Below are 21,913 nucleotides of genomic sequence, written 5' to 3'. Positions count from 1 at the left end.
GGACGATCATCGGCCGTGGTGCGGTCTACTTAGGCGGTGGACGTGACCGTCGTCGGTAGTGGTCCCAATGGGTTGGCGGCCGCCGTCATCTGCGCGCGAGCCGGCTTGTCGGTGCGCGTCATCGAAGGCCAGTCGACATTTGGCGGCGGTGCCCGCACGGCGGCCGACCCGGAGTACCTCGGCGTCCGGCATGACATCTGCTCGGCCGTGCACCCGCTGGCACTGGCCTCGCCGTTCTTCGCCGAGTTCGACCTCCCGGCGCGCGGGGTGCAGCTGGTGGTTCCGGAGATCTCGTACGCCAACCCGCTGCCGAACCGGCCCGCCGCGATCGCCTATCACTCACTGCAGCGCACCTGCGCCGAGCTCGACGAGGGCAACTCATGGCGCCGGCTGTTCGGTCCACTGGCATCTCACCCCGAGGGTGTGCTGGGATTCTTCCTCGGCGACAAGCGCTCGCTGCCGCCCGACCTCCTCACCACCGTGCGATCGGGGCTGCGGGTGCTCGCCCAGGGCAGTCCGGCGTGGGGCGTGCTGCGCGGTGAGGATGCCCGCGCGTTGTTCACCGGCGTTGGCACCCATGCTATTTCGACGATGCCGTCGCCGGTCAACAGCGGCGCCGGGATCATGCTCGGCACGGTGGCGCACACCGCGGGCTGGCCGGTGCCGGTCGGTGGCAGCCAGGCGATCGTCGACGCGATGCTCGCCGATCTGCAGGCCCACGGCGGCGAACTGGTGGTCGGTGAGCCGGTGACCGCCCCACCGCCGGGTGTGGTGATCTACGACACCGCGCCGACAGCGCTGCTGGACATTTACGGCTCGGCCGTGCCGGATGGTTACGCAAAGTCTTTGCGGCGCTACAAGTTCGGACCGGGTGTCTGCAAGGTGGACTTCGTGCTCTCCGGCGACATCCCCTGGCGTGACGAGCGGATGGCGAACTCCCCCACCGTCCACATGGGTGGGACCCGCGCGCAGATGGCCTACGGCGAGAAGGAGATCGCCTCGGGGCGGCACGCCGAGTGGCCGATGACATTGGCGGCGCTGCCGCACCTGTCCGACCCGTCACGGATCGACTCCGCGGGACGTCGACCGCTGTGGACCTACGCCCACGTTCCGTCGAACTCCACCGAGGACGTCACCGAGACGGTCATCCGGCTGTTCGAGAACGCTGCGCCGGGTTTCCGGGATCTGGTGCTGGCGTCGCGATGTGTGACCGCGGCGCAGATGCCCGAGCACAACGCAAACTACGTCGGCGGCGACATCATCGTCGGCGGGGCGACGCTGTTCGGAGCGATGGTCGGGCCGACGCTGCGCTGGAATCCGTGGACCACCCCGATCCCCAAGGCCTACCTGAGTTCGTCGGCGACTCCACCAGGCACCGGGGTGCACGGGATGTGCGGCTACTACGCCGCGCGGACGGTGCTCAAGCGGGAATTCGGCTTGCCGCTACCGTCGCTCGCACCATAATCGGGCGCGATTTCCGGTGCTGTACCCCGGAAATCGCGCCCGATTCGTAGCTACGCGGTTTCGGTGATGGGCCGGTCGACCCAGCTCATCAGGTCGCGCAGCTTCTTGCCGGTGACCTCGATCGGGTGCTCGGCGTTCTTCTTGCGCAGCGCCTCGAGCTCCTTGTTGCCGCCCTCGACGTTGGCGACCAGGCGCTTGACGAAGCTGCCGTCCTGAATGTCTTTGAGGATGCCGCGCATCCGCTCCTTGGTGTCGGCATCGATGACGCGCGGACCGGAGATGTAGCCACCGAACTCCGCGGTGTCGGACACCGAGTAGTTCATCCGGGCGATGCCGCCCTCGTACATCAGGTCGACGATCAGCTTGAGCTCGTGCAGCACCTCGAAGTAGGCCATCTCCGGGGCATAGCCCGCCTCGACCATGACCTCGAAGCCGGCCTTGACGAGTTCCTCGGTGCCACCGCACAACACGGCCTGCTCACCGAAGAGGTCGGTCTCGGTCTCTTCCTTGAAGTCGGTCTTGATGACGCCCGCGCGGGTGCCGCCGATGCCCTTGGCGTAGGACAGCGCCAGCGCCTGGCCTTCGCCCTTCGGGTCCTGGTCGACGGCGATCAGGCAGGGCACGCCCTTGCCGTCGACGAACTGGCGGCGCACCAGGTGGCCGGGGCCCTTGGGGGCGACCATGCCGATGGTGACGTTGGCGGGCGGCTTGATCAGACCGAAGTGGATGTTCAGGCCGTGGCCGAAGAACAGCGCGTTGCCGTCCTCGAGGTTCGGCTCGATGTCGTTCTTGAAGATCTCGGCCTGCGCGGTGTCCGGGGCCAGCAACATGATGACGTCGGCCCACTTGGCGACCTCGGCGGGAGTGTCGACCTCGAGACCCTGCTCGGTGACCTTCTCGCGAGACTTGGAGCCCTCCTTGAGGCCGACCTTGACCTGCACACCCGAGTCACGCAGGCTCAGCGAGTGCGCGTGGCCCTGGCTGCCGTAACCGATCACCCCGACCTTGCGGCCCTGAATGATCGACAGGTCGGCGTCATCGTCGTAGAACATCTCAACTGACACGATTGAACTATCCTTTTCGTTGTTTTCTTCGGTGGGGCTTTTACTTGGCGCCGGTCATACCGCGCGGTCCGCGCGACAGTGACACCACGCCGGACTGCACGATCTCGCGCACGCCGTACGGTTCGAGCACCCGGAGGAACGCCTCGATCTTCTCCTGGGTGCCGGTCGCCTCGATGGTCAGCGACTCGGTGGACACGTCGATCACCTTGGCGCGGAACAGGTTCACCGCCTCGATGACCTGACCGCGGGTGCCGGCGTCGGCGCGGACCTTGATCAGCGCGAGTTCGCGGTGCACCGAGTTCTCGACGTCCTGCTCGACGATCTTGATCACGTTGATCAGCTTGTTGAGCTGCTTGGTGATCTGCTCGAGCGGCGTCTCCTCCGCGGTGACGACGATCGTCATCCGCGACATGTTCTTCTGCTCGGTGGCACCGACAGCCAACGACTCGATGTTGAAGCCGCGCCGGGAGAACAGTGCGGCCACCCGGGCCAGCACACCGGGTTTGTCTTCGACCAACACCGAAAGGGTGTGGGTGACAGTGTTTCCCGCCATCAGGCCCGTCCCTCCTCGTTGTCGTCGAACAGCGGGCGAATATTGCGCGCCGCCATGATCTCGTCGTTGCCGCAGCCCGCGGCGACCATCGGCCACACCTGGGCGTCGGCGCCGACGATGAAGTCGATCACCACCGGCCGGTCGTTGATGGCCCGAGCCTGATTGATCACGTCGGCGACGTCTTCTTCACGCTCGCAACGCAACCCGACGCACCCGTAGGCCTCGGCCAGCTTGACGAAATCCGGGATGCGGTGGCTGTGGGTGGCCAGATCGGTTTGGCTGTACCGCTCTTCGTAGAACAGCGTCTGCCACTGCCGCACCATGCCCAGATTGCCGTTGTTGATCAGCGCGACCTTGATCGGCACGCCTTCGACTGCGCAGGTGGCCAGCTCCTGGTTGGTCATCTGGAAGCAGCCGTCACCATCGATCGCCCACACCTCGGCATCAGGGCGGGCCATCTTGGCGCCCATGGCCGCCGGGACGGCGTAGCCCATGGTGCCCAGACCACCCGAATTCAGCCAGGTGCGCGGGTTTTCGTAGGAGATGAACTGCGCGGCCCACATCTGGTGCTGGCCGACGCCCGCGACATAGATGGCGTCCGGCCCGGCGATCTTGCCGAGTTGCTGGATGACGTACTCCGGGCTGAGGCTGCCGTCGTGCTGCGGGTCGTAACTCAGCGGATAGGTCGCCTGAATCCCGTTCAGGTACTCCCACCACGCGCCCTGGTTCTCGCGCGGCGAAGCGCCGATCTTGCGCAGCGCCTCGATCAGCTCGCTGATCGCCAACTTCACGTCGCCCACGATCGGCACGTCGGCGTTGCGGTTCTTGCCGATCTCGGCCGGGTCGATGTCGACGTGGATCACCTTCGCCTCGGGGGCAAAGGAATCCAGCTTGCCGGTCACCCGGTCGTCGAACCGTGCACCCAGCGCGATCAGCAGGTCGCTCTTCTGCAGACCGGCCACCGCGGCGACGGTGCCGTGCATGCCCGGCATACCCAGGTTCTGCTGGTGGCTGTCCGGGAACGCACCCCGCGCCATCAGGGTGGTGACCACCGGGATACCGGTCAGCTCGGCCAGCGTCCGCAACTCGGCCGTCGCGTCACCGCGGATCACGCCGCCGCCGACATAAAGCACCGGCTTGCGGGCCGCGGCGATCAGCTTGGCGGCCTCGCGGATCTGCCGGCTGTGCGGCTTGGTGTTGGGCTTGTATCCGGGCAGGTCGATCTGCGGCGGCCACGAGAACGTGCACTGTCCCTGCAGGATGTCCTTGGGGATATCAACAAGAACAGCTCCAGGCCGTCCGCTTGACGCGATGTGGAATGCCTCGGCGATCACCCGCGGGATGTCGTCGCCGTTGCGCACCAGGAAATTGTGCTTGGTGATCGGCATCGTGATGCCGGAAATGTCCGCTTCCTGGAATGCGTCGGTCCCGATCAGCGTCCGTCCGACCTGCCCAGTGATGGCGACCACCGGGATGGAGTCCATCTGGGCGTCGGCCAGCGGGGTGACCAGGTTGGTGGCACCCGGGCCGGACGTGGCCATCATGACGCCGACCTTGCCGGTGGCATGCGCGTAACCGCTGGCGGCGTGGCCGGCACCCTGTTCGTGGCGAACCAGCACATGGCGCAGTTTCTGGGAGTCGTAGAGCGGGTCGTAGACCGGCAGCACCGCGCCGCCGGGGATGCCGAAGATCGTGTCCACACCGATCTCCTCCAGCGAGCGGACTACCGCCTGGGCGCCCGTGAGCTGCTCCGGGGCGACGCGCTTGGCGGCGGTCGTGCCGTTCTTACCGGCGGAATGTGCTGCGCCTGGGCGGTCGGCGGTGGCCGACGGCTCGGGTGGTCGCGTAGGTGCGCTCACGATGTCGTCCTTTTCGGTCTGCGGTCATTTCTTCGGGCAAGAAAAAACCCCCGTCAGCTCGGCGGCTGATCGAGGGTTGCGCGCTGGTGCGTGTGGCTATGCCCGTGTCGGGGCAAGCGCGGCACCAACGCGCTGGCCAATTACTACGAGCATTCCGCCGGTCTTCATAACCTGCGACGGTAGCCTCCGCACTGGTCAGGCGTCAAATCCCGACGCAGGCCCCATGTCGCGCCGCCGGCGGGTGGGATGATGGCAGTCATGGCCTCCCGTCGTGCACCAGAAGAATCGACGACCAAACCTGTGGTGATCCGGATGTCGCCGATGGCGCATTTCGCCTCCGGCTTCCTGGCGTTGGGCCTGCTGGTGATGATCACCGTCTTCCCCACCTGGGGTGCGGTGTTCATGGTGCTGCCCATCCTGGCGTCGGTCGCGATCGTGCGACTGCGCACCGTGGCCGACCGCAACACACTGACGGCGCGCACGCTGTTCGGCAGCCGGACAGTCAGCTGGGATGAGGTCGACGGTCTCGGGTTCGAGCGCACCTCGTGGGCACGGGCGCACTTGCGGGACGGCTCGCAGCTGCTGCTGCCCGCGGTGACGTTCACGACGCTGCCGCTGCTGGCGCAGGCCAGCGGCGGCCGGGTGCCCAATCCTTACGAGTGAGTGATCAGGCCAGTGGGTTGTTGCCGTGCAGGAACACCCACGCCGCGATGCCGCCGCCGATGCCGAGCAGCAACGCGATGAACGACCCGACGAAGGGGCGCCTGGCCCAGCCGCGGCCGCCGTCGAATCCGTAGCGGCCGGGGCCGACCAGGATGACTGCCGAGGTCGCGACGATCAGCACCAGCAGGTACTCGATGCCGTCCGGTCCCAACACGGCGAGGTAGCCGTCCTGGCGCTGCGCCGAGATGATCGTGAGCAAGCTGTTCACCAGATAGGCGACCCCGCCGGCGGCGGCGATCGGGGTGAAAAGCCCGAGGACCAGCAGGACACCCACCAGGATCTGGGCGCCGGCACCGGCATAGGTCAGCACGCTGGCGTGCTGATAGCCGGCGTCGGCGAGCGCGGTCTTGAAGCCGTCCAGCCCCTGGCCGCCCCACCAGCCGAAGGCCTTCTGCAGTCCATGCCCGATGAACGCCGCACCGATGATGACGCGCAACAGCAACAGGCCGAGGTCCTGGGTACCGCGGCGCCCCGCGGCCTTCGCGCGTTCTTCGGCGTCGATGGGTTCGATTTCCATCGGCGTGGCCTGCGAGGGCGTCGGGTCCAGGTGCGGCTGCACGTAGGGCAATGGCTCGGGGTCGTGCAGCAGGCCGTAGCCGGTTGATGGCGCTGAACCCGGCAGTCCCGACGTGTAGTGCGGAATCGTCGTGGTCTCGAAGTCGCCACCGTAGGTGGATGAGGGGAGATCGTCCTCCGGGTCGACCAGCTTGGCCGACGTCGGCCGGGCCGAGGAATCGTCGGGGCGCTGCCAGTGCGGATCGGGGCCTTGACTCGTCACGGGAGTCAGAGTAAGGCCACCCGGGGTGCAAACCTGGGATTTGTGCGGCGCTTCTGGCGGCCAATATTGCCTGGATTTCGCGTCGCAGGCGGGCCGTCGTGGCGAACATCGGCGCGATATCCGTAACCTGGCGGGCATGCAGGTACGCCGGTCGGTTCGCGGAGTGCTGGCCGGGCTCTGTGCAGTGACGGTCGTCGCCGGGTCGTCGGCGGGCTGCGCGAAGTTCAACAACGACATTTCGCAGCCCTTCACCACGGCCCCGCAGCTGGCGCCGGGCCAGTCGTCGACCCCACCGCCACCACCGCCGCTGCCACCCAAGCCGTTCCCCAAGGCCTGCCCCGCGCCCGGTGTCATGCAGGGCTGCCTGGAGAGCACCAGCGGCTTGATCATGGGCCCGGACAGCAAGACCGCACTGGTGGCCGAACGCACCACCGGTGCCGTCAAAGACGTGTCGGTGAGCGCCGAGCCGAAGATCCGCACCGTCATCCCGGTCGACCCCAGCGGTGACGGCGGACTGATGGACATCGTGCTGTCCCCGACCTACTCGCAGGACCGGCTGATGTACGCCTACATCAGCACGCCCACCGACAACCGGGTGATCCGGGTCGCCGACGGTGACATCCCCAAGGACATCCTGACCGGGATTCCCAAGGGCGCCACCGGCAATAGCGGATCGTTGATCTTCACCAGCCCGACGACGCTCGTCGTGCAAACCGGCGACGCGGGGAATCCGGCCCTGGCTGCGGATCCGAAGTCGTTGGCCGGCAAGGTTATCCGCCTCGAACAGCCGACCACCGTGCAACCTGCGCCGCCCACCACGGCGCTGTCCGGGATGGGTCCGGCCGGTGGCATGTGCATCGATCCCACCGACAAGTCGCTCTACATCACCGACCGCTCCGCGGCCGGTGATCGCCTGCAGCGCATCACGCCGGACGCCAAGACCTCCACGGTGTGGACATGGCCGGATCGGCCCGGCGTCGCAGGCTGCGCCGCACTGGATGGCACGATCCTGGTGAACCTGGTGAACGCCAAGCAGACTGTGGCGGTGCGACTGGCGAAGGGCACCGGGTCGGTGACGGGTGAGCCCGAGGTGGTGCGCCAGGACACGCACGGCCACGCCTGGGCGCTGCAGGTCGCCCCGGACGGAAACATCTGGGGCGCAACGGTCAACCGCACCGCAGGTGACGCCGAGAAGCTCGACGACGTGGTCTTCCCGCTCTTCCCGCAGGGCGGCGGCTTCCCGCGCAGCAATGCCGACAACACCTGACACCGAAACCAAACGCGTCTACCGGAGCTTGTCGTTTTTGATCCACATCCGCAGGTAGTGGGCCTGTCAGCCAGCCCGGCCCTGGTAGCGTCCACCAAATATTGGTTCCGGCCGTTGGAGGAGTCGTGGGTCGCTCGCGCATGACACCGAACGCGGGGCCCAGCCATGCCTACGACGACGGCACGCGCCGCACCGAGATCTTGCAGACCGCGGCTGCCATCATCGCGACGTCCGGCCTGCGCGCGTCCTTGCAGGAGATCGCTGACGCGGCAGGCATTCTTCCCGGCAGCCTGTACCACCACTTCGATTCCAAAGAAGCGATCCTCGTCGAGTTGCTGCGCCGCTATCACGAGGACCTGGACCGGATCGCCGACGAAGCGCAGAGCCGTCTCAACGATCCCGACTTCCACCCGGCCTTCGACCAGATCGCCGACCTGTGCAAGGCGATCGCGCAGTGCTCGGTCACCCATCGCGCCGCCTTGCAGATGTCGTTCTACGAAGGCCCGAGTTCGAATCACGAGCTGACCGCTCTGGCGGCACGCCGCCCTACCGCGCTGCTGCAGTCGATGCTGGAAACCCTTCGTGCGGCGCGCTGGAGCGGCTACCTGAGGTCCGACGTGGATCTGACCGTCCTGGCCGAGCGGATCGTGCAGACGATGCTGCAGATCGGGCTCGATGTCATACGCGGCAACGCAAGCTCCGACAAGTCGGCTGCGCTGCTGTGCCGAATCCTTCTCGAGGGCCTGGCGGCGGGCTCACCGACCGACGAACAACTGGATGCGTCCGCGGCGTTCCTGGCCGCCGAAGCCGTCGTCCGGTCCTGGACCGACGACGTCGACGCCGATGCCGACGACAAGGCGGCCCACGTACGCGCGGTCGCCAGAACCGAATTCGGCAAGAAGGGCTACGAGGTCACGACCGTCCGCGACATCGCGTCGGCGGCCGGCATGGGTACCGGCACGGTGTACCGATTGATCGGGTCCAAGGACCAGCTGCTGGCGGCGATCATGCAGTCGTTCGGCGAGAAGGTCGCGCTGGGGTGGTCGAAGGTGTTGGCGTCGGACTCCTCGAGTGTCGAGAAGCTGGACGCCCTGAGTTGGATCAACACCAACGCGATGGACCGATTCGCCGACGAGTTCCGGATTCAACTGGCGTGGATGCGGCAGTCTCCCCCGGACACGCCGAACCCGGGATGGCTGTTCACCAAGCGGGTGCGTCAGATGAAAGCCTTGCTCTCCGAAGGCATCAAGTCCGGCGAGATCAGCATCGACAGCCCGTCCAACGATCTGCTCGCGCGCTCGGTGATCGGAGTCGGGTGGATTCCCGAGAGCATCCTGCGCGAGATCGGCACCCGCGCCTCGCTGTTGTGCGTGCGCGACACCTCACTGCGCGGCGTCGTCGTCACGCGGTCGTAGTTTCGTACCCGCAGATCGCGGCGACCTTCTCGGCCGAGGCCGATGCCGGATCGAACTCGTAGCCCAGCCATTCCGCCGCCAGTCGGCGGGCCAGTTCGACACCGACCACCCGCTGCCCGAAGCACAGAACCTGCGCGTCGTTGCTCAGGATCGCCCGTTCCACAGAGAAGCTGTCGTGCGCGGTGACCGCACGGACGCCGGGGACCTTGTTCGCGGCGATCGCGACCCCGAGACCGGTTCCGCAGATCAGCAGCGCCCGGTCGGCTACCCCCTCGGCCACCATGCGGGCCGCCATCACCGCGACGTGTGGGTACGCGGTGTGCTCGTCGGGGCCGACCCCGACATCGACCACCGACTCCACTCGCGGATGCGATTCGAGATCGCGACGCAGGATGTCCTTGTATTGCAGACCGGCGTCGTCACAACCCACGACGATCCGCAGGGGTTGGCCGTTCATCGTTTCTCCTCGATCAGTTGAGTAACCGTGGTGATACACAGGGCCAGCGACACCGCGCCGGCGTCGGGAGTACCGATGCTGCGCTCGGCGAGCGGACGAGCCCGGCCCACCATGGGTCGCAGTTCGGCGGTCGACGCGGCCGCCTTGTGCGCCACCTCGGCTGACTGCGACCATGCGGATCGCCAATCTGCGCCCGCATTAACGCTTTCGGCGAACGCGTCGACGAAGGGGCCGAACGCATCGAGCATGGTCTTGTCTCCACGCGCGGCCTTGCCCAGTGCGGCGAGCGCGTCGTACCCGGCTCGCAGCGCCGCTGCGACAGCGGTATCGCCGGGCAGCCCGTGATCTCCGAGGACGCCCGCGGCGGCGTTGAGCGCCGCGCCCCACAACACCCCCGATGTTCCGCCGGCCTTGGCAGCCCAGGCGTCGCCTGCGGCGCGAAGCACCGATGCGATTCCCCCCGCCTGGGCTGCCACTGCCCGCGCTGCCTCGGCGGCAGCGGTGGATCCCTTGACCATGCCACGGCCATGGTCACCGTCACCCGCGACTGCGTCGATCTTGCCCAGATCGTCCTCGGATTCGACCATCTGCGCAGCGATCGCCGAGAAGCTCTCCGCCACAACGCGACCACCGGCTTGCGACGCCGGGTCCGCGTCGGCGACCGCGACATGCACCGCGGCCTGCGTAAACTGGGAGCGCCCCACCCCGGCCTGGGCCGAGACGCCACCCTTGCGGTAGGCGGGGGTATCGGCCGGCGACGTCCACAACCGTTCGAGTTCCTCGTCGAGCCACATCACGGTCAGCGAGCACCCCGCCATGTCCAGGCTGGTGACCAATTCGCCGACCTCGGGATGCACTACGGTGTAACCGGATTCGGCCAGCAGCGCGGCCACCGAGTTCCACACCACGAACAGCTCCTCATATTTGGTGCGTCCCAGACCGTTGAGGATCACGGCCACCCGACCCGATGCACCTGCCGGCTTCTCGGCGACCACGCCGGAGACCAGCAGGCGGGCCAGTTCGGCGGCAGTGGGCATCTCATGGCTGGCGATGCCCGGCTCCCCGTGGATGCCCAATCCCAGGCCCATGGTGCCGGCCGGGACGGTGAACAGCGGCCGATCCGCTCCAGGCAGGGTGCATCCGTCGAAGGCGACGCCGAGAGTACGGGTTGCCGCGTTGGCCTTGACCGCCACCCGCTCGACCTCGTCCAGGTCGGCGCCTTCTTCGGAACACGCTCCAGCGCAACGGAATACCGTGAAGTCGCCGGCGATACCACGCCGCCTGACCAGATCTTCGGGGCCCGCACTGGCGATATCGTCGGTCACGGTGAGAAACCGGGCGTCGATCCCGTCGGCGCGCAGCTGCTCGACGGCGAGTCCGAAGTTCATCACGTCGCCGGCGTAGTTGCCGGTGAGTAGCAGGACGCCGGCGTCGCCGTGGGCGGCTCGTGCCACCGACACCGCCTCCTGCGCCGACGGTGAGGTGAAGATGTTACCCACCACCGCCCCGTCGGCGAAGCCCGCTCCGACCACACCGCAGAACGCCGGGTAGTGACCAGATCCGCCGCCGACCACCACCGCCACCTTGCCCGGCGGTGTCTCGGTTGCCCGCACAACGCCGCCGGGTACCCCGACCACGTACGACGCGTGGATGTCGAGAAAGCCGCCGAGCATGTCCTCGGTGAACGTGGCCGGGTCGTTGAAGAGGCGTGTCATGTCATCACCTAGTGAATGTGGCTGCCGCCGTTGATATCAACGGTGGTTCCGGTGAGGTAACTGGCGTCCGCGCTGGACAGGAAAGTGAAGACGGCTGCCACCTCGTCGGTGGTCGCGGTACGGCCGACCGGAATGGCCGCGGCCAACGCCGCTTCCTGCTCATCGGTCGAACCAACCCGAATATTGGTGTCGACGGCGCCCGGCGTCACGGCATTGACGGTGACGCCCTTGTCGGCGACCTCGCGGGCGAGCGCCTTGGTGAAGCCCAGGACCGCGGCCTTGGCCGAGGAGTAGGGCACCTTGCCGAAGACGCCGCCACCGCGCTGGGCGGACACCGACGACATGTTCACGATGCGGCCCCAGCCCTGAGCGATCATGTCCGGTAGGAACGCCTTCGTGACCAGGTAGGTGCCAGTCGCGTTGACGGCGAACACCTTGTTCCACAGCTCGAGGGTGGTCTCCAGAAACGGCACCGGGGAGGTGATGCCTGCGATGTTGGCCAATGCGCCGACCGGAGGCAGGTTGCCCGATGCCACCTCGGCTGCCACAGCTGCGTGCGCGGCTGTCACCGACTCCTCCGAGGTGACGTCCACGGCGTGGCCAAAAGCCGGAACTGCGAACTGGTTTCCGATCTCGGCAGCGACCTTGGCCGACTTCTCCCCGTCCAGGTCCAGGATGACGACGGCCCAGCCTTCACTGGCGTAGCGCTGAGCGACGGTCACCCCGATTCCCTTTTCCGAGGTGGCGCCGGTGATGACTGCGGTCTTCTGGTCCATGGTTCTCCTTGTGTGCTTCTCAGATGAGTTCGGAAATGACCTGGCCCGCACGGACTGCCGCCGCGGGGCGCTCGTCGTCGCTGATGTCGCGGGTTTCCAGCTCGAGGGCGAAGTGGCCGCTGTAGCCGGTGTCGGCCAGCGCCTTGAGACCGCGGCCGAAATCGACCGCGCCGTTGCCCACGGACAGATTGATGTTGCCCGGCACCGCATCTCGGATGTGCACATGCGTGATACGGGTGCCGAATCGGCCGGCGAAGTCGGCCGGGTCGCCGCCGGAGGCGACGATGTGGCTGAAATCCATCACGATCCCGACGTCCTCACCCAGCCGGTCGTGAAGCTGCTGCGCACGTTCGATGTCGAAGCACAGCCGGTGAAAATGTAGGGATTCGGTCCACAGCTCGACTCCGCAATCCCGCGCTGTGTCCGCGGCGGCATGCAGCTCGGCGGCAACCCGGTCGAGATCGGCATCGAGACCTGCCACCGGCTCGTGGCCCAGCGCCCCGCACGGCAGCACCAGCGCGCGCGCCGCGGTCACTGCCGCGAGGGCGATGAGCATGTCGAGGTGGCGGGACCTCGCTGAGCGCTGTGCGCCATCGAGGGGGACGTTCAGATCACCCACGTCGCCGTTGATCGATCGAATCGTCAGACCGGAGCGATTCACGGTCGCGGCCACCTGTTCGACGGCCGCATCGTCGAGCACCCATGGCACGTGATCGCACACGCCGGGCAGCGCGCCGAGGTCGATCTCGGTGAAGCCGAGACCGGCGATCGTCGTCAGTGCCTGCGGCAGCGACTGGTGCCGAAAAGTGATGGTCGAACAGCCGAGACGGCCGTGGAGCGCGGCGCTCATGTCACCTCCAATCCATGTGATGGCGACCACAGTAGCGATGATGACTGTTAACAGTCAACTACCAACATCCAATCGTTGTTGACTGTTGACAACCCGTTGTGGGCGTGGTCACACTAGTGATCTGACGCACTGTTGACAGTCAGCAGTGATGTGGAGGGCCTGTTCAAGACCACCTGGGACGGGAGTTTGAAAGGATGACCAGCATGAGCGACGACGCTCTGAGAATGCGGGGCCCGGTGAACGGCACACCGGACGCCAAGCGGGTTGCGATCGGCTCCGGAGTGGGCGCCGTCATCGAGACCTATGACTTCATCGGTTTCGGGACGGCCGCCGCGCTGTACTTCGGGCACGCGTTCTTCCCCAACTCCAGCCCGGTGGCCGGCACGCTGGCGGCGTTCGCCACCCTCGGTGTCGGCTTCGCCGCGCGCCCGCTGGGCGGGATCATCGGTGGCCACCTCGGCGACCGGCTGGGGCGCAAGCCGGTGCTGGTCGCCTCTCTCATCGTCATGGGGTTGGCCACCTTCGCGATCGGCCTGCTGCCGACCTACGCGGCCGTCGGCGTGCTCGCCCCGGCTCTGCTGGTTGCCGTGCGCATCATCCAGGGCCTGGCATTCGGCGCCGAATGGGGCGGTGCCATCTTGATGAGCTACGAGCACGCACCGTGGAAGCAGAAGGGCCGCTACACCGGCATCGTGCAAGCCGGCTTCCCGGTGGGACTGCTGCTGGCCAACCTCGTCTTCCTGGTCAGCGTTCACATCGGCGGCGACTGGGCCTGGCGGGTCCCCTTCCTGGCCAGCATCGTGCTCGTCATCGTGGGGCTCATCATCCGCGCCCGGGTGCCTGAGTCCCCGGTCTTCACCGACGTCAAGGACGAGGGCAAGATCGTGAAGTCCCCGATCACCCAAGTCATCAAGACCGATTGGCGAAACATTTTGCGCGGCATCGGGCTTCGCATCGCCGAGACCGCTGGATACGCAGTCTCGATCACCTACATGATCAGCTACCTGAAGAACGCGCAACTCGCCGACAAGACCGAAACCCTTGTGGCATTGTGCATCGCGTCCTTCGTCGGCATCTTCGCCACCATGGCGTGGGCGCGGCTCACCGACAGGGTGGGACGACGCCCCGTCTACATCTGGGTCTGCGCGTTCGGTATCCCGTTCGGCGTGTTGATGTTCCTGCTCGTCAACACCGGCTTCTTCCTCGTCATCATCGCCACCTTCGTCATCGCATACGGCGTGTGCCAGAACGCGTTGGCCGGCGCCCAGGGCGCCTGGTTCCCCGAGCTGTTCACCGCCAACACGCGCGCCTCCGGAGCCTCACTGGCCTACCAGATTTCGGCCATGGTCTCCGGGTTCACCCCGTTCATCACGACGCTGCTCTATGAGGGTTTCGGCTGGATCGGCCCCGCGCTGCTGTTCTCCGCTTATGCCGCGATCGGCCTGGTGGCCGCCATCGCCACCCGCGAGACCTGGGGGGCGACCGAGCGCAGCGCAGCCGAAACCGCGACCGCCGATGCGTCGGCTCGACACTCTCTGGCCGCGTGATGGCTGCCGATACCCGGATCACGCGCGTCAGCGAGGCCGCCTACCGAATGCGTCATCACGCTCTGAACATGGGTGAGGCACAAGGCCAGGGCTACGTCGGTCAGGCACTGGGTGCCGCCGACATGCTCGCCGCGGTATACGCCGACCAACTGAATTACCGTGCAGACGATCCGCAGTGGAGTGAGCGGGACCGGTTCCTGTTGTCCACCGGCCATTACGCCATCGGCCTGTACGCCGCACTGGCTGAGGCAGGCATCGTGGACGTCGACGAACTGGCCACCTACGGCTCGGACGATTCCCGTCTGCCGATGTCGGGAATGGCAAGCTACACACCCGGAATGGAGATCTCGGGTGGCTCGCTCGGACACGGATTGACCGTCGCCGTGGGCATGGCGCTGGCGCTACGCCATCAAGGCAACACAGCCAGGGTGATCAACTTCCTGTCCGACGGCGAGCTCGACGAGGGTTCGACATGGGAGGCGGCGATGGGAGCGTCTCATCACGGGCTGTCGAATCTGATTGCCATGGTGGACATCAACGCCCTGCAGGCCGACGGCCCCACCGCGGGTGTTCTGCGCACCGAACCGGTTGCCGACAAGTGGGCCGCCTGCGGCTGGCACGTCCAGCGCGTCGACGGCAACGACGTCGCGGCACTGCTGACCGCGTTCGATCAGGTCAGCGCAGACAAACCATCAGTCATTCTGTGCGACACCAGGATCGGGCGGGGCGTTGCACTCCTCGAGAACCGGGAGAAGGCCCACTTCATGCGGATCGACGCTGACGAATGGCAGATCTGCCGCGATCAGCTGACCGCAGGTTACGAAGGAGTTCCGGCATGACCACCGCGGCACCGCAGAAGTTGAAGACCTCGGCGATGATCGCGTCGTTCGCCGACCCGGGCCAGAAGACGGCGCCGGCACCGTTCGGCCACGCGCTGGTGAAGGCGGCCCGAGCCGATGATCGGATCGTCGGACTGACTGCCGATCTCGGCAAGTACACCGACATGCACATCTTCGCCAACGAGTTCCCCGACCGCTTCTTCCAGATGGGGATGGCCGAACAGCTGCTGTTCGGTGCGGCGGCGGGGATGGCCGAGACGGGCCTGATTCCCTTCGCCTCGACCTACTCGGTGTTCGCCGCGCGACGTGCCTACGACTTCATCTGCCTCGACATCGCCGAACCCGATCTCAACGTCAACGTCGTCGGCGGGTTGCCCGGGCTCACCACCGGATACGGCCCGTCACACCAGGCCACCGAGGACATCGCCATCTTTCGGGGGATGCCGAACCTGACGATCGTCGACCCGTGCGACTCCGTCGACATCGAACAGGCGGTCCCCCAACTCGCCGACCACCCCGGACCCACGTACCTGCGCTTACTGCGCGGCAACGTGCCCACCGTGCTCGATGAATACGACTACCGATTCGAACTCGGCAAGGCCAAGGTGCTCCGGGGCGGCGCAGACGTGGTGCTGATCGCCAGCGGCCTGATGACCATGCGGGCGTTGCAGGCTGCCGACCGGCTCGCCGCCCACAAGGTCGACGTCGCGGTGGTGCACACCCCGACCATCAAACCGTTCGACGCCGAAACGGTTCTGGCCCAAGTCGATACCGACCGGCTTGTCGTCACCTGCGAAAACCACACGGTCGTCGGCGGACTCTTCGAAACGGTGGCCTCGGCCGCGGTACGACGCGGACTGGGCACACAGATCACTCCGATCGCACTGCCGGACGAATTCCTGGCGGCCGGCGCACTGCCGACCCTGCACGACCGGTACGGCCTGTCGACGGACAAGATCGTCGCCACCGTGCTGGACCGGCTGTAGGATTCACTGTTGACAAACATATGTTGACAGCTGGGAGGCGCCTGATGTCCGTGGAACCGACGTCGCTGCTGCGCCTGGAGAAGACCAGCCTGCGCGAGCAGGCGCTCACCGCACTGCGACGGGCCATCACCACCGGCCAGCTGACACCGGGGACCCACCTGGTGGAGACGGAACTGTCTGAGGCACTGCAGATCAGCCGCGGAACGCTGCGAGAGGCGATGCGGCAGCTTCAGCAGGAAGGCCTGATCTCCTCCGGCCCACGCGGCCGGCTGTCGGTGCGTCACCTCGACGCCAAGGAAATTCGCGACATCTTCGGAGTCCGGGCCGCATTGGAAGCGCTGGCCGCCCGCGAACTGGCCGCGCTGCCCGATCGCGACGCGGCAGTGGCGACGTTGCGGCACGCCGTCGATGAGATGGACAAGTGGGCCGCATCCAATCTGGAAGACCGGATCGAAGCGGATCTGCGCTTCCACCGGACCATGTGTCAGCTGACCGGCAACGAGACTCTGCTGCATCAGTGGTCCTCGCTGGAAGGCAGCATCCGGATGTCGATCATGTTCGCCGGTGTGGACCGGGCCATCAAGAACATGAACGCCAGGCGCCACCACGACATCGTCGATGCCATCGAATCGGGCGACGGTCAGCGTGCGGCTGCCGCGGTGCAGGAACACATGACCGGCGCCGCTTCGGTTCTGGTGGCCTGAGACCTCGCTACCGACGGAAGAAGGACAGCAATTCGGCGTCAGCCGCTCAGCAGATTCTCGGAAGTTGCTCGCCCAGTTCACGTTCGATGACCCGGGTGGTACCGAAGGGGGTCCGCCCCACCACCATGCCCGGATGCTCCTCGACAGCCCGGCCGATGACGACCGCCCCCGCCCCCTCGGGCCGGGATCGCATGGCCGCCAACACAGCATCGCTGTGCGCGGGATCGACGAAAGCCACCAGCTTGCCCTCGTTGGCGACCTGGAGCGGATCTAGCCCGAGGAAACTGCACGCCGAGGCGACCGTATCCGGCACCGGGATGCGTTGCTCGTCGAGTTCGACGCCGACACCGGCGGTGCGGGCGATCTCGACCGCGGATGCGACCAGCCCACCTCGGGTCGGATCGCGCAGCACATGTACGGCGCCGGGGTCGGGGACCGCCGCCAGCATCGCGGCCACCAATTGGTGCAACGGCGCGCTGTCGGTCGTCACCGTCGTGCCGAAGTCGATACCCTCGCGCACGCTCATGATCGCCACACCGTGCTCGCCGATGTTGCCCGACACGATCACGTGATCGCCGGGGCGAGCCAGCTCGGGTCCGATCCGCACACCGTCGGGCACCACGCCGACCCCTGCGGTGTTGATGAAAAGCCCGTCCGCACTGCCCCTTCCGACGACTTTGGTGTCACCGGTGACGATGCCCACCCCCGCCTCGGCGGCCGCCTTGCCCATCGTCTGGGCGATGACCCCGAGCACCTCGACCTCAAGGCCCTCCTCGAGGATGAAACCCGCCGTCAGCCCGATCGGCTGCGCGCCGCTGCACGCCAGGTCATTGACAGTGCCGTTGACCGCCAGATCGCCGATGTTGCCGCCCGGGAAGAACAGTGGGTTGACCACATAGGAGTCGGTGGTCAATGCGATGCGCCCGCCATCGACCGCGAGCACCGCGGAGTCGCGGGACGGCCCGCCCGCCGAGCCGAACGCAGGCAGGAACAGATTCTCGATCAGCTCCTCGGACAGGATGCCGCCGCCGCCGTGGCCAAGCACTATCCGCTTGGTCTCGCGTAATGGCAACGGACAGAACCAATCCGACGGATCGATTCCGACCGTGTCCATTCCCCGAGTCGCTTCGCTCCTGCCCGCCGGATCAGACATGAGCGGTCTCGAGCCGTCGGAATTGGTAATACGCCGCACACGCTCCCTCGCTGGACACCATGGTGGCGCCCAGCGGGGTGCGGGGCGTACACGTCGTTCCGAATGCCGGGCACTGATTGGGCTTCAGCAGACCCTGCAACACCTCGCCGCTGTGACATTCGGCCGACTCCTTCACCTGCAGGTGGCCGACGCCGAACTTGAGTTCGGCATCGAACTCGGCGTAGCGCGGCGAGAGCGCCCACCCCGATTTCGGGATCATGCCGATCCCGCGCCACTGCCGGTCGACCACCGTGAACACATCGGCAAGCGTCTGTTGCGCCACCGTGTTGCCGGCGTCGCTGACCGCCCGCGGATAGGCGTTGCGCAGTTCGGCCGTGCCCGATTCGAGCTGATCGACCACCTGCCGCACACCTTCGAGCAGGTCCAGCGGCTCGAATCCCGTTACCACGATGGGCACTCCGAACTTCTCGACGAGCGGACCGTACTCCGCGGTGCCCATCACGCTGCACACGTGGCCGGCGGCCAAGAAGCCCTGCACGCGGTTGGTGGGCGAGCTCAGGATGGCCGTCATCGCGGGAGGGACCAGAACGTGTGAGATGAGCACCGAGAAATTGGTCAAACCGAGCCGCTGGGCGTGCAACACCGCCATGGCGTTGGCGGGGGCGGTCGTTTCGAACCCGACGCCGAAGAACACCACCTGCTTGTCCGGGTTGTCGGCGGCGATCCGGGTGGCGTCCAGCGGCGAGTAGACGATGCGGACATCACCACCGCGGGCGCGCACGCTGAACAGGTCGTGGCGGCTACCCGGCACCCTGAGCATGTCGCCGAACGAACAGAAGATGACGTCGTCGCGGGCAGCCACCTCCAATGCCCGATCGATCATCTCCAGCGGGGTGACGCACACCGGGCAGCCCGGACCGTGAATGAACTCGACCGCACCGTCGAGCAGCTGATCGATGCCGTTGCGGATGATCGAATGTGTCTGCCCGCCACACACTTCCATGATCGTCCAGGGGCGACTGGCCCGGCGCCGGATCGCGTCGACCAGGGTCCTTGCGGCAGCCGGATCGCGAAACTCATCGAGATACTTCATGCCGGCTCCCTCCTGCCCTGTCCCTCGGTGCCGCCGAGTTCTTCATCGAGCACACCGAGTTCCTGGAACATCCGCAGCGTTTCGTTGGCCGAGGCCTCGTCGAGCCGGGTGATCGCGAAACCCGCGTGGACGATCGTGTATTCGCCGATCTCCATGTCGGGCAGATATGCCAGGCACACGGTCTTGGTGGTGCCGCAGAAGTCGACGCATCCCATCTTGGTGCCGGCTTCCTCCCAGATCTCGATCACCTTGCCGGGAATTCCGAGGCACATACGCCGTTCCTTTCCGATACAGCCGGGGCGCGCCCGTCGGCGAGCGTCGCGGCGGCAATGGTGGCCTGGCCGAGAGCCAGCCCGCCGTCATTACAGGGCACCACCCGGTGACTGAGTACCTCGAAGCCATCTGCGGTCAGCGTCTGCCGCAGACCCTGCAGCACAAGGCGATTCGCGAACCCGCCGCCAGTCAGTCCGATGACCGAGATCCCCGCCGCGCGAGCGCATCCGGTGGCTGCCGTCGCTGTCGCGCGAATCACCGCGTCGTGGAAGCCGGCCGCCAGATCGGCCGCCGCGGTACCGCGCCGCAGCCCCTCGGCGATCCCGGCGATCACCGGTGCAGGGTCCAAGACGCCGTCGGCGACACGAAAGTCCAATGGACTCGGGTCACCGCACCGAGCCACGTGTTCGAGCTCCACTGCCGCCTGGCCTTCGTAGCTCACCTCCTGGCAGACGCCGAGCAGGCTGGCCACCGCGTCGAAGAGCCGCCCCATGCTGGTGGTCGGCACGCAACCGAGGCCGCGCGGGATCTGCTGACGCAGGATGTGCAGGGCGGTCTCGTCGAGCGCGGCCACCGGCGGCAGGTCGCAGGTCCACTCGATGCCGGCACGGTGCATTAGGTCCAGCGCGATTCTGCTGGGATTGCGCACGGCGCCGTCCCCGCCGGGCAACGCGAATTCGCGAACGTGGCCCACCCGGGTGAAGCGGGCGGCATCGGTGATCGCCAGCAGCTCGCCGCCCCAGATGGTGCCGTCGGTGCCGTAGCCCGTGCCGTCAAAGGCGACGGCGATGACCGGCGTACCCAGCCGGCGGTGTTCGGCGAGCAGCGAGACGGCGTGTGCGTGATGGTGCTGGACGGCGATGACGGGCCGGCCCCCGGCGCAGCGCCGCGCCCATGCGGTGGTGGCGTAACCCGGGTGCAGGTCGCAGGCGATCGCGTCCGGCGTGCGATCGGTCATGAACGCCAGATGGTCCAGTGCCGCTTCGAAACACCCCTGGGTCCTCGGGTCGGCCATGTCACCCAGATGGGAGGACATGTGGGCATGCCCGTCGGCACCCACCAGACAGAAGGTGGTCTTCAGGTCGCCGCCGGTGGCGAAGATGACCCGTTCCGGGAGCGGGCCCGGCACCGTCACCGGCAGCGGGGCGTATCCGCGCGAGCGCCGCAGCGGCACATGCGCACCGCGGTCGTCGATCATGACGACCGAGTCCTCGCACGGCACGTGGATGGGCCGGTCGTGGGTGAGCACGGCATCGGCAAGCCCGTCGATCCAGCCGAGGTCGTCATCGCGGAACACGATGGGCGACCCGCCCTGGTTCGCCGACGTCATCACCAGCGGAACCCGGCCGATCCGATCGAACAACTGGTGATGCACCGGCGAGTAGGCGAGCATCACGCCCACGTCGGCCAAGGCCGGCGCGACATCGTCGGCTACCGTGCCCGGCCGGCCGGTGACCAACACGATGGGCGCCGACGGCGCGATCAAGGCGGCGGCCGCCGCTTCGTCGACTACCCCGATCTCGCGGGCGCCCTCCAGATCGGCGACCATCACCGCGAAGGGCTTGGCCGGCCGGTTCTTGCGGTGGCGCAGTTCGGCGACGACGGCCGCATCGTCGGCGCGGCAGGCCAGGTGGAAGCCGCCGATCCCCTTGACCGCGACGATCAGCCCGGCCCGCAGCGCGGCCACCGCCGCGCCGATCGGGTCATCGACGTCCGGCGAGCCGTCGGCAGGCTGCCAGCTCAGCCGCGGCCCGCACTCCGGGCAGGCGATCGTCTGCGCGTGGTAGCGGCGATCGAGTGGATCGTGGTACTCGGCGTCGCATGCCGGACACATCGGGAAATCGGCCATCGTGGTCGCGGGCCGGTCGTATGGCAGATCGGTGATCACGGTGTAGCGCGGCCCGCAGTTCGTGCAGGTGATGAACGGGTGCCCGTAACGGCGGTCGGCCCTGTCATGCATTTCGCGCAGACAGTCCGCGCACACCGCGATGTCGGGTGGAACGAGGGTGCGTGACTCATCGCCGCTTTGGCTGCCGATGATCTCAAAACCGTTGTCGCCGCGCGGTTCCAGGGGCCGACGGGACAGGTCGTCGATCCGCGCCATCGGCGGGCTCCGGTGCCGGATCGCCTGAACCGCCGCCTCGACGTCGGCAGCGGGGCCCTCCAGTTCACAGTGCACCGAACCCGCGTCGTTGTACACGAAGCCACCGAGGCGGTATTCGGCCGCGATCCGTGCGACCGCCGGACGGAAACCTACGCCCTGCACGACGCCGGCGATATCCAGACGAACCCGCACCGTCATCGGATCGCCGTCATCTCGGGCCCCGGACACCGCCGGCGGAAGTCGATGCTCATGAACCTCCTGAGCAGATGAAGGCCACTCGCGCCGATGGGCTG

Annotated in this window: 20 protein-coding genes; 8 read left to right on the top strand and 12 right to left on the bottom strand. The window is 67.1% G+C overall.

The genetic code is table 11. The annotated features are described in order from the left end of the window. Window positions 1-36 precede the first annotated feature (36 nt). On the top strand, window positions 37-1,464 hold the full coding sequence (locus BST42_RS01225; RefSeq protein ID WP_083116738.1) for a phytoene desaturase family protein: 1,428 nt from the start codon (window positions 37-39) through the stop codon (window positions 1,462-1,464). 50 nt (window positions 1,465-1,514) lie between these two features. On the opposite strand, the gene ilvC is transcribed toward BST42_RS01225, so the two are convergent. The 3 genes from ilvC to BST42_RS01210 are packed head-to-tail and all read right to left on the bottom strand — an operon-like array spanning window position 1,515 to window position 4,940. Further along, complete coding sequence (gene ilvC / locus BST42_RS01220; protein WP_174714175.1) at window positions 1,515-2,516, bottom strand: ketol-acid reductoisomerase; 1,002 nt, start codon at window positions 2,514-2,516, stop codon at window positions 1,515-1,517. Between the two features lie 52 nt (window positions 2,517-2,568). Next, on the bottom strand, window positions 2,569-3,081 hold the full coding sequence (gene ilvN / locus BST42_RS01215) for an acetolactate synthase small subunit (protein WP_083116737.1): 513 nt from the start codon (window positions 3,079-3,081) through the stop codon (window positions 2,569-2,571). After that, the gene (locus tag BST42_RS01210) at window positions 3,081-4,940 is read right to left on the bottom strand and encodes an acetolactate synthase large subunit (protein WP_083116736.1); all 1,860 of its coding nucleotides are present in this window, start codon (window positions 4,938-4,940) and stop codon (window positions 3,081-3,083) included. The genes ilvN and BST42_RS01210 overlap by 1 nt, the downstream gene beginning before the upstream one ends. Window positions 4,941-5,198: 258 nt before the next feature. Between BST42_RS01210 and BST42_RS01205 the strand changes: the two genes are divergently transcribed. Further along, window positions 5,199-5,603 carry a PH domain-containing protein gene (locus BST42_RS01205; RefSeq protein ID WP_083117224.1) on the top strand — a complete coding sequence of 135 codons (405 nt, stop codon included), beginning with the start codon at window positions 5,199-5,201 and terminating at the stop codon, window positions 5,601-5,603. Window positions 5,604-5,607: 4 nt separating this feature from the next. Here the strand turns inward: BST42_RS01205 and BST42_RS01200 are convergent, their stop codons facing one another. Continuing rightward, window positions 5,608-6,441 carry a DoxX family protein gene (locus BST42_RS01200; RefSeq protein WP_083116735.1) on the bottom strand — a complete coding sequence of 278 codons (834 nt, stop codon included), beginning with the start codon at window positions 6,439-6,441 and terminating at the stop codon, window positions 5,608-5,610. Between the two features lie 136 nt (window positions 6,442-6,577). Between BST42_RS01200 and BST42_RS01195 the strand changes: the two genes are divergently transcribed. Continuing rightward, window positions 6,578-7,708, top strand: a complete 1,131-nt coding sequence (locus tag BST42_RS01195; protein WP_083116734.1) for a PQQ-dependent sugar dehydrogenase — start codon at window positions 6,578-6,580, stop codon at window positions 7,706-7,708. A 140-nt stretch (window positions 7,709-7,848) separates the two neighbouring features. After that, complete coding sequence (locus BST42_RS01190) at window positions 7,849-9,123, top strand: TetR/AcrR family transcriptional regulator (RefSeq protein WP_083116733.1); 1,275 nt, start codon at window positions 7,849-7,851, stop codon at window positions 9,121-9,123. Here BST42_RS01190 and BST42_RS01185 read toward each other — a convergent pair. From BST42_RS01185 to BST42_RS01170, 4 genes are read right to left on the bottom strand one after another with little or no spacing between them, the layout of a single operon-like run. Then, window positions 9,110-9,580 (bottom strand): ribose-5-phosphate isomerase, encoded by a 471-nt coding sequence (locus BST42_RS01185; RefSeq protein ID WP_083116732.1) that lies wholly within the window; start codon window positions 9,578-9,580, stop codon window positions 9,110-9,112. The genes BST42_RS01190 and BST42_RS01185 overlap by 14 nt on opposite strands. Beyond that, window positions 9,577-11,295, bottom strand: coding sequence for a dihydroxyacetone kinase family protein (locus BST42_RS01180; protein WP_083116731.1), 1,719 nt, complete (start codon window positions 11,293-11,295; stop codon window positions 9,577-9,579). Before BST42_RS01180 ends, BST42_RS01185 begins: the two co-directional genes overlap by 4 nt. A gap of 8 nt (window positions 11,296-11,303) precedes the next feature. Beyond that, window positions 11,304-12,071 carry an SDR family NAD(P)-dependent oxidoreductase gene (locus tag BST42_RS01175; RefSeq protein ID WP_083116730.1) on the bottom strand — a complete coding sequence of 256 codons (768 nt, stop codon included), beginning with the start codon at window positions 12,069-12,071 and terminating at the stop codon, window positions 11,304-11,306. Between the two features lie 19 nt (window positions 12,072-12,090). Then, window positions 12,091-12,921, bottom strand: a complete 831-nt coding sequence (locus BST42_RS01170) for a sugar phosphate isomerase/epimerase family protein (protein WP_083116729.1) — start codon at window positions 12,919-12,921, stop codon at window positions 12,091-12,093. A gap of 203 nt (window positions 12,922-13,124) precedes the next feature. On the opposite strand from BST42_RS01170, the gene BST42_RS01165 reads away from it, so the two are divergent. From BST42_RS01165 to BST42_RS01150, 4 genes are read left to right on the top strand one after another with little or no spacing between them, the layout of a single operon-like run. After that, window positions 13,125-14,468 (top strand): MFS transporter, encoded by a 1,344-nt coding sequence (locus BST42_RS01165; RefSeq protein WP_083117223.1) that lies wholly within the window; start codon window positions 13,125-13,127, stop codon window positions 14,466-14,468. Continuing rightward, the gene (locus tag BST42_RS01160; RefSeq protein WP_083116728.1) at window positions 14,468-15,307 is read left to right on the top strand and encodes a transketolase; all 840 of its coding nucleotides are present in this window, start codon (window positions 14,468-14,470) and stop codon (window positions 15,305-15,307) included. Before BST42_RS01165 ends, BST42_RS01160 begins: the two co-directional genes overlap by 1 nt. Further along, the gene (locus BST42_RS01155; protein ID WP_083116727.1) at window positions 15,304-16,293 is read left to right on the top strand and encodes a transketolase family protein; all 990 of its coding nucleotides are present in this window, start codon (window positions 15,304-15,306) and stop codon (window positions 16,291-16,293) included. Before BST42_RS01160 ends, BST42_RS01155 begins: the two co-directional genes overlap by 4 nt. A gap of 44 nt (window positions 16,294-16,337) precedes the next feature. Then, entirely contained in the window at window positions 16,338-16,997 is a 660-nt protein-coding gene (locus BST42_RS01150; RefSeq protein WP_083116726.1) for a GntR family transcriptional regulator, read from the top strand. A gap of 46 nt (window positions 16,998-17,043) precedes the next feature. Here BST42_RS01150 and hypE read toward each other — a convergent pair whose 3' ends face one another. Genes hypE through hypF form a run of 4 tightly spaced genes read right to left on the bottom strand, consistent with a single transcriptional unit; the run spans window position 17,044 to window position 21,818 of the window. Then, the gene (hypE, locus tag BST42_RS01145; protein ID WP_110918422.1) at window positions 17,044-18,111 is read right to left on the bottom strand and encodes a hydrogenase expression/formation protein HypE; all 1,068 of its coding nucleotides are present in this window, start codon (window positions 18,109-18,111) and stop codon (window positions 17,044-17,046) included. A gap of 31 nt (window positions 18,112-18,142) precedes the next feature. Next, the gene (gene hypD, locus BST42_RS01140) at window positions 18,143-19,243 is read right to left on the bottom strand and encodes a hydrogenase formation protein HypD (RefSeq protein WP_083116724.1); all 1,101 of its coding nucleotides are present in this window, start codon (window positions 19,241-19,243) and stop codon (window positions 18,143-18,145) included. Continuing rightward, the gene (locus tag BST42_RS01135) at window positions 19,240-19,515 is read right to left on the bottom strand and encodes a HypC/HybG/HupF family hydrogenase formation chaperone (protein WP_083116723.1); all 276 of its coding nucleotides are present in this window, start codon (window positions 19,513-19,515) and stop codon (window positions 19,240-19,242) included. The genes hypD and BST42_RS01135 overlap by 4 nt, the downstream gene beginning before the upstream one ends. Further along, window positions 19,488-21,818, bottom strand: coding sequence for a carbamoyltransferase HypF (gene hypF, locus BST42_RS01130; protein ID WP_083117222.1), 2,331 nt, complete (start codon window positions 21,816-21,818; stop codon window positions 19,488-19,490). Before hypF ends, BST42_RS01135 begins: the two co-directional genes overlap by 28 nt. Between the last annotated feature and the right edge of the window lie 95 nt (window positions 21,819-21,913).

This window comes from Mycolicibacterium rhodesiae (assembly GCF_002086695.1).
GTDB classification, from domain to species: domain Bacteria; phylum Actinomycetota; class Actinomycetes; order Mycobacteriales; family Mycobacteriaceae; genus Mycobacterium; species Mycobacterium rhodesiae.
This window is presented reverse-complemented; position numbering and strand designations above follow the sequence as displayed.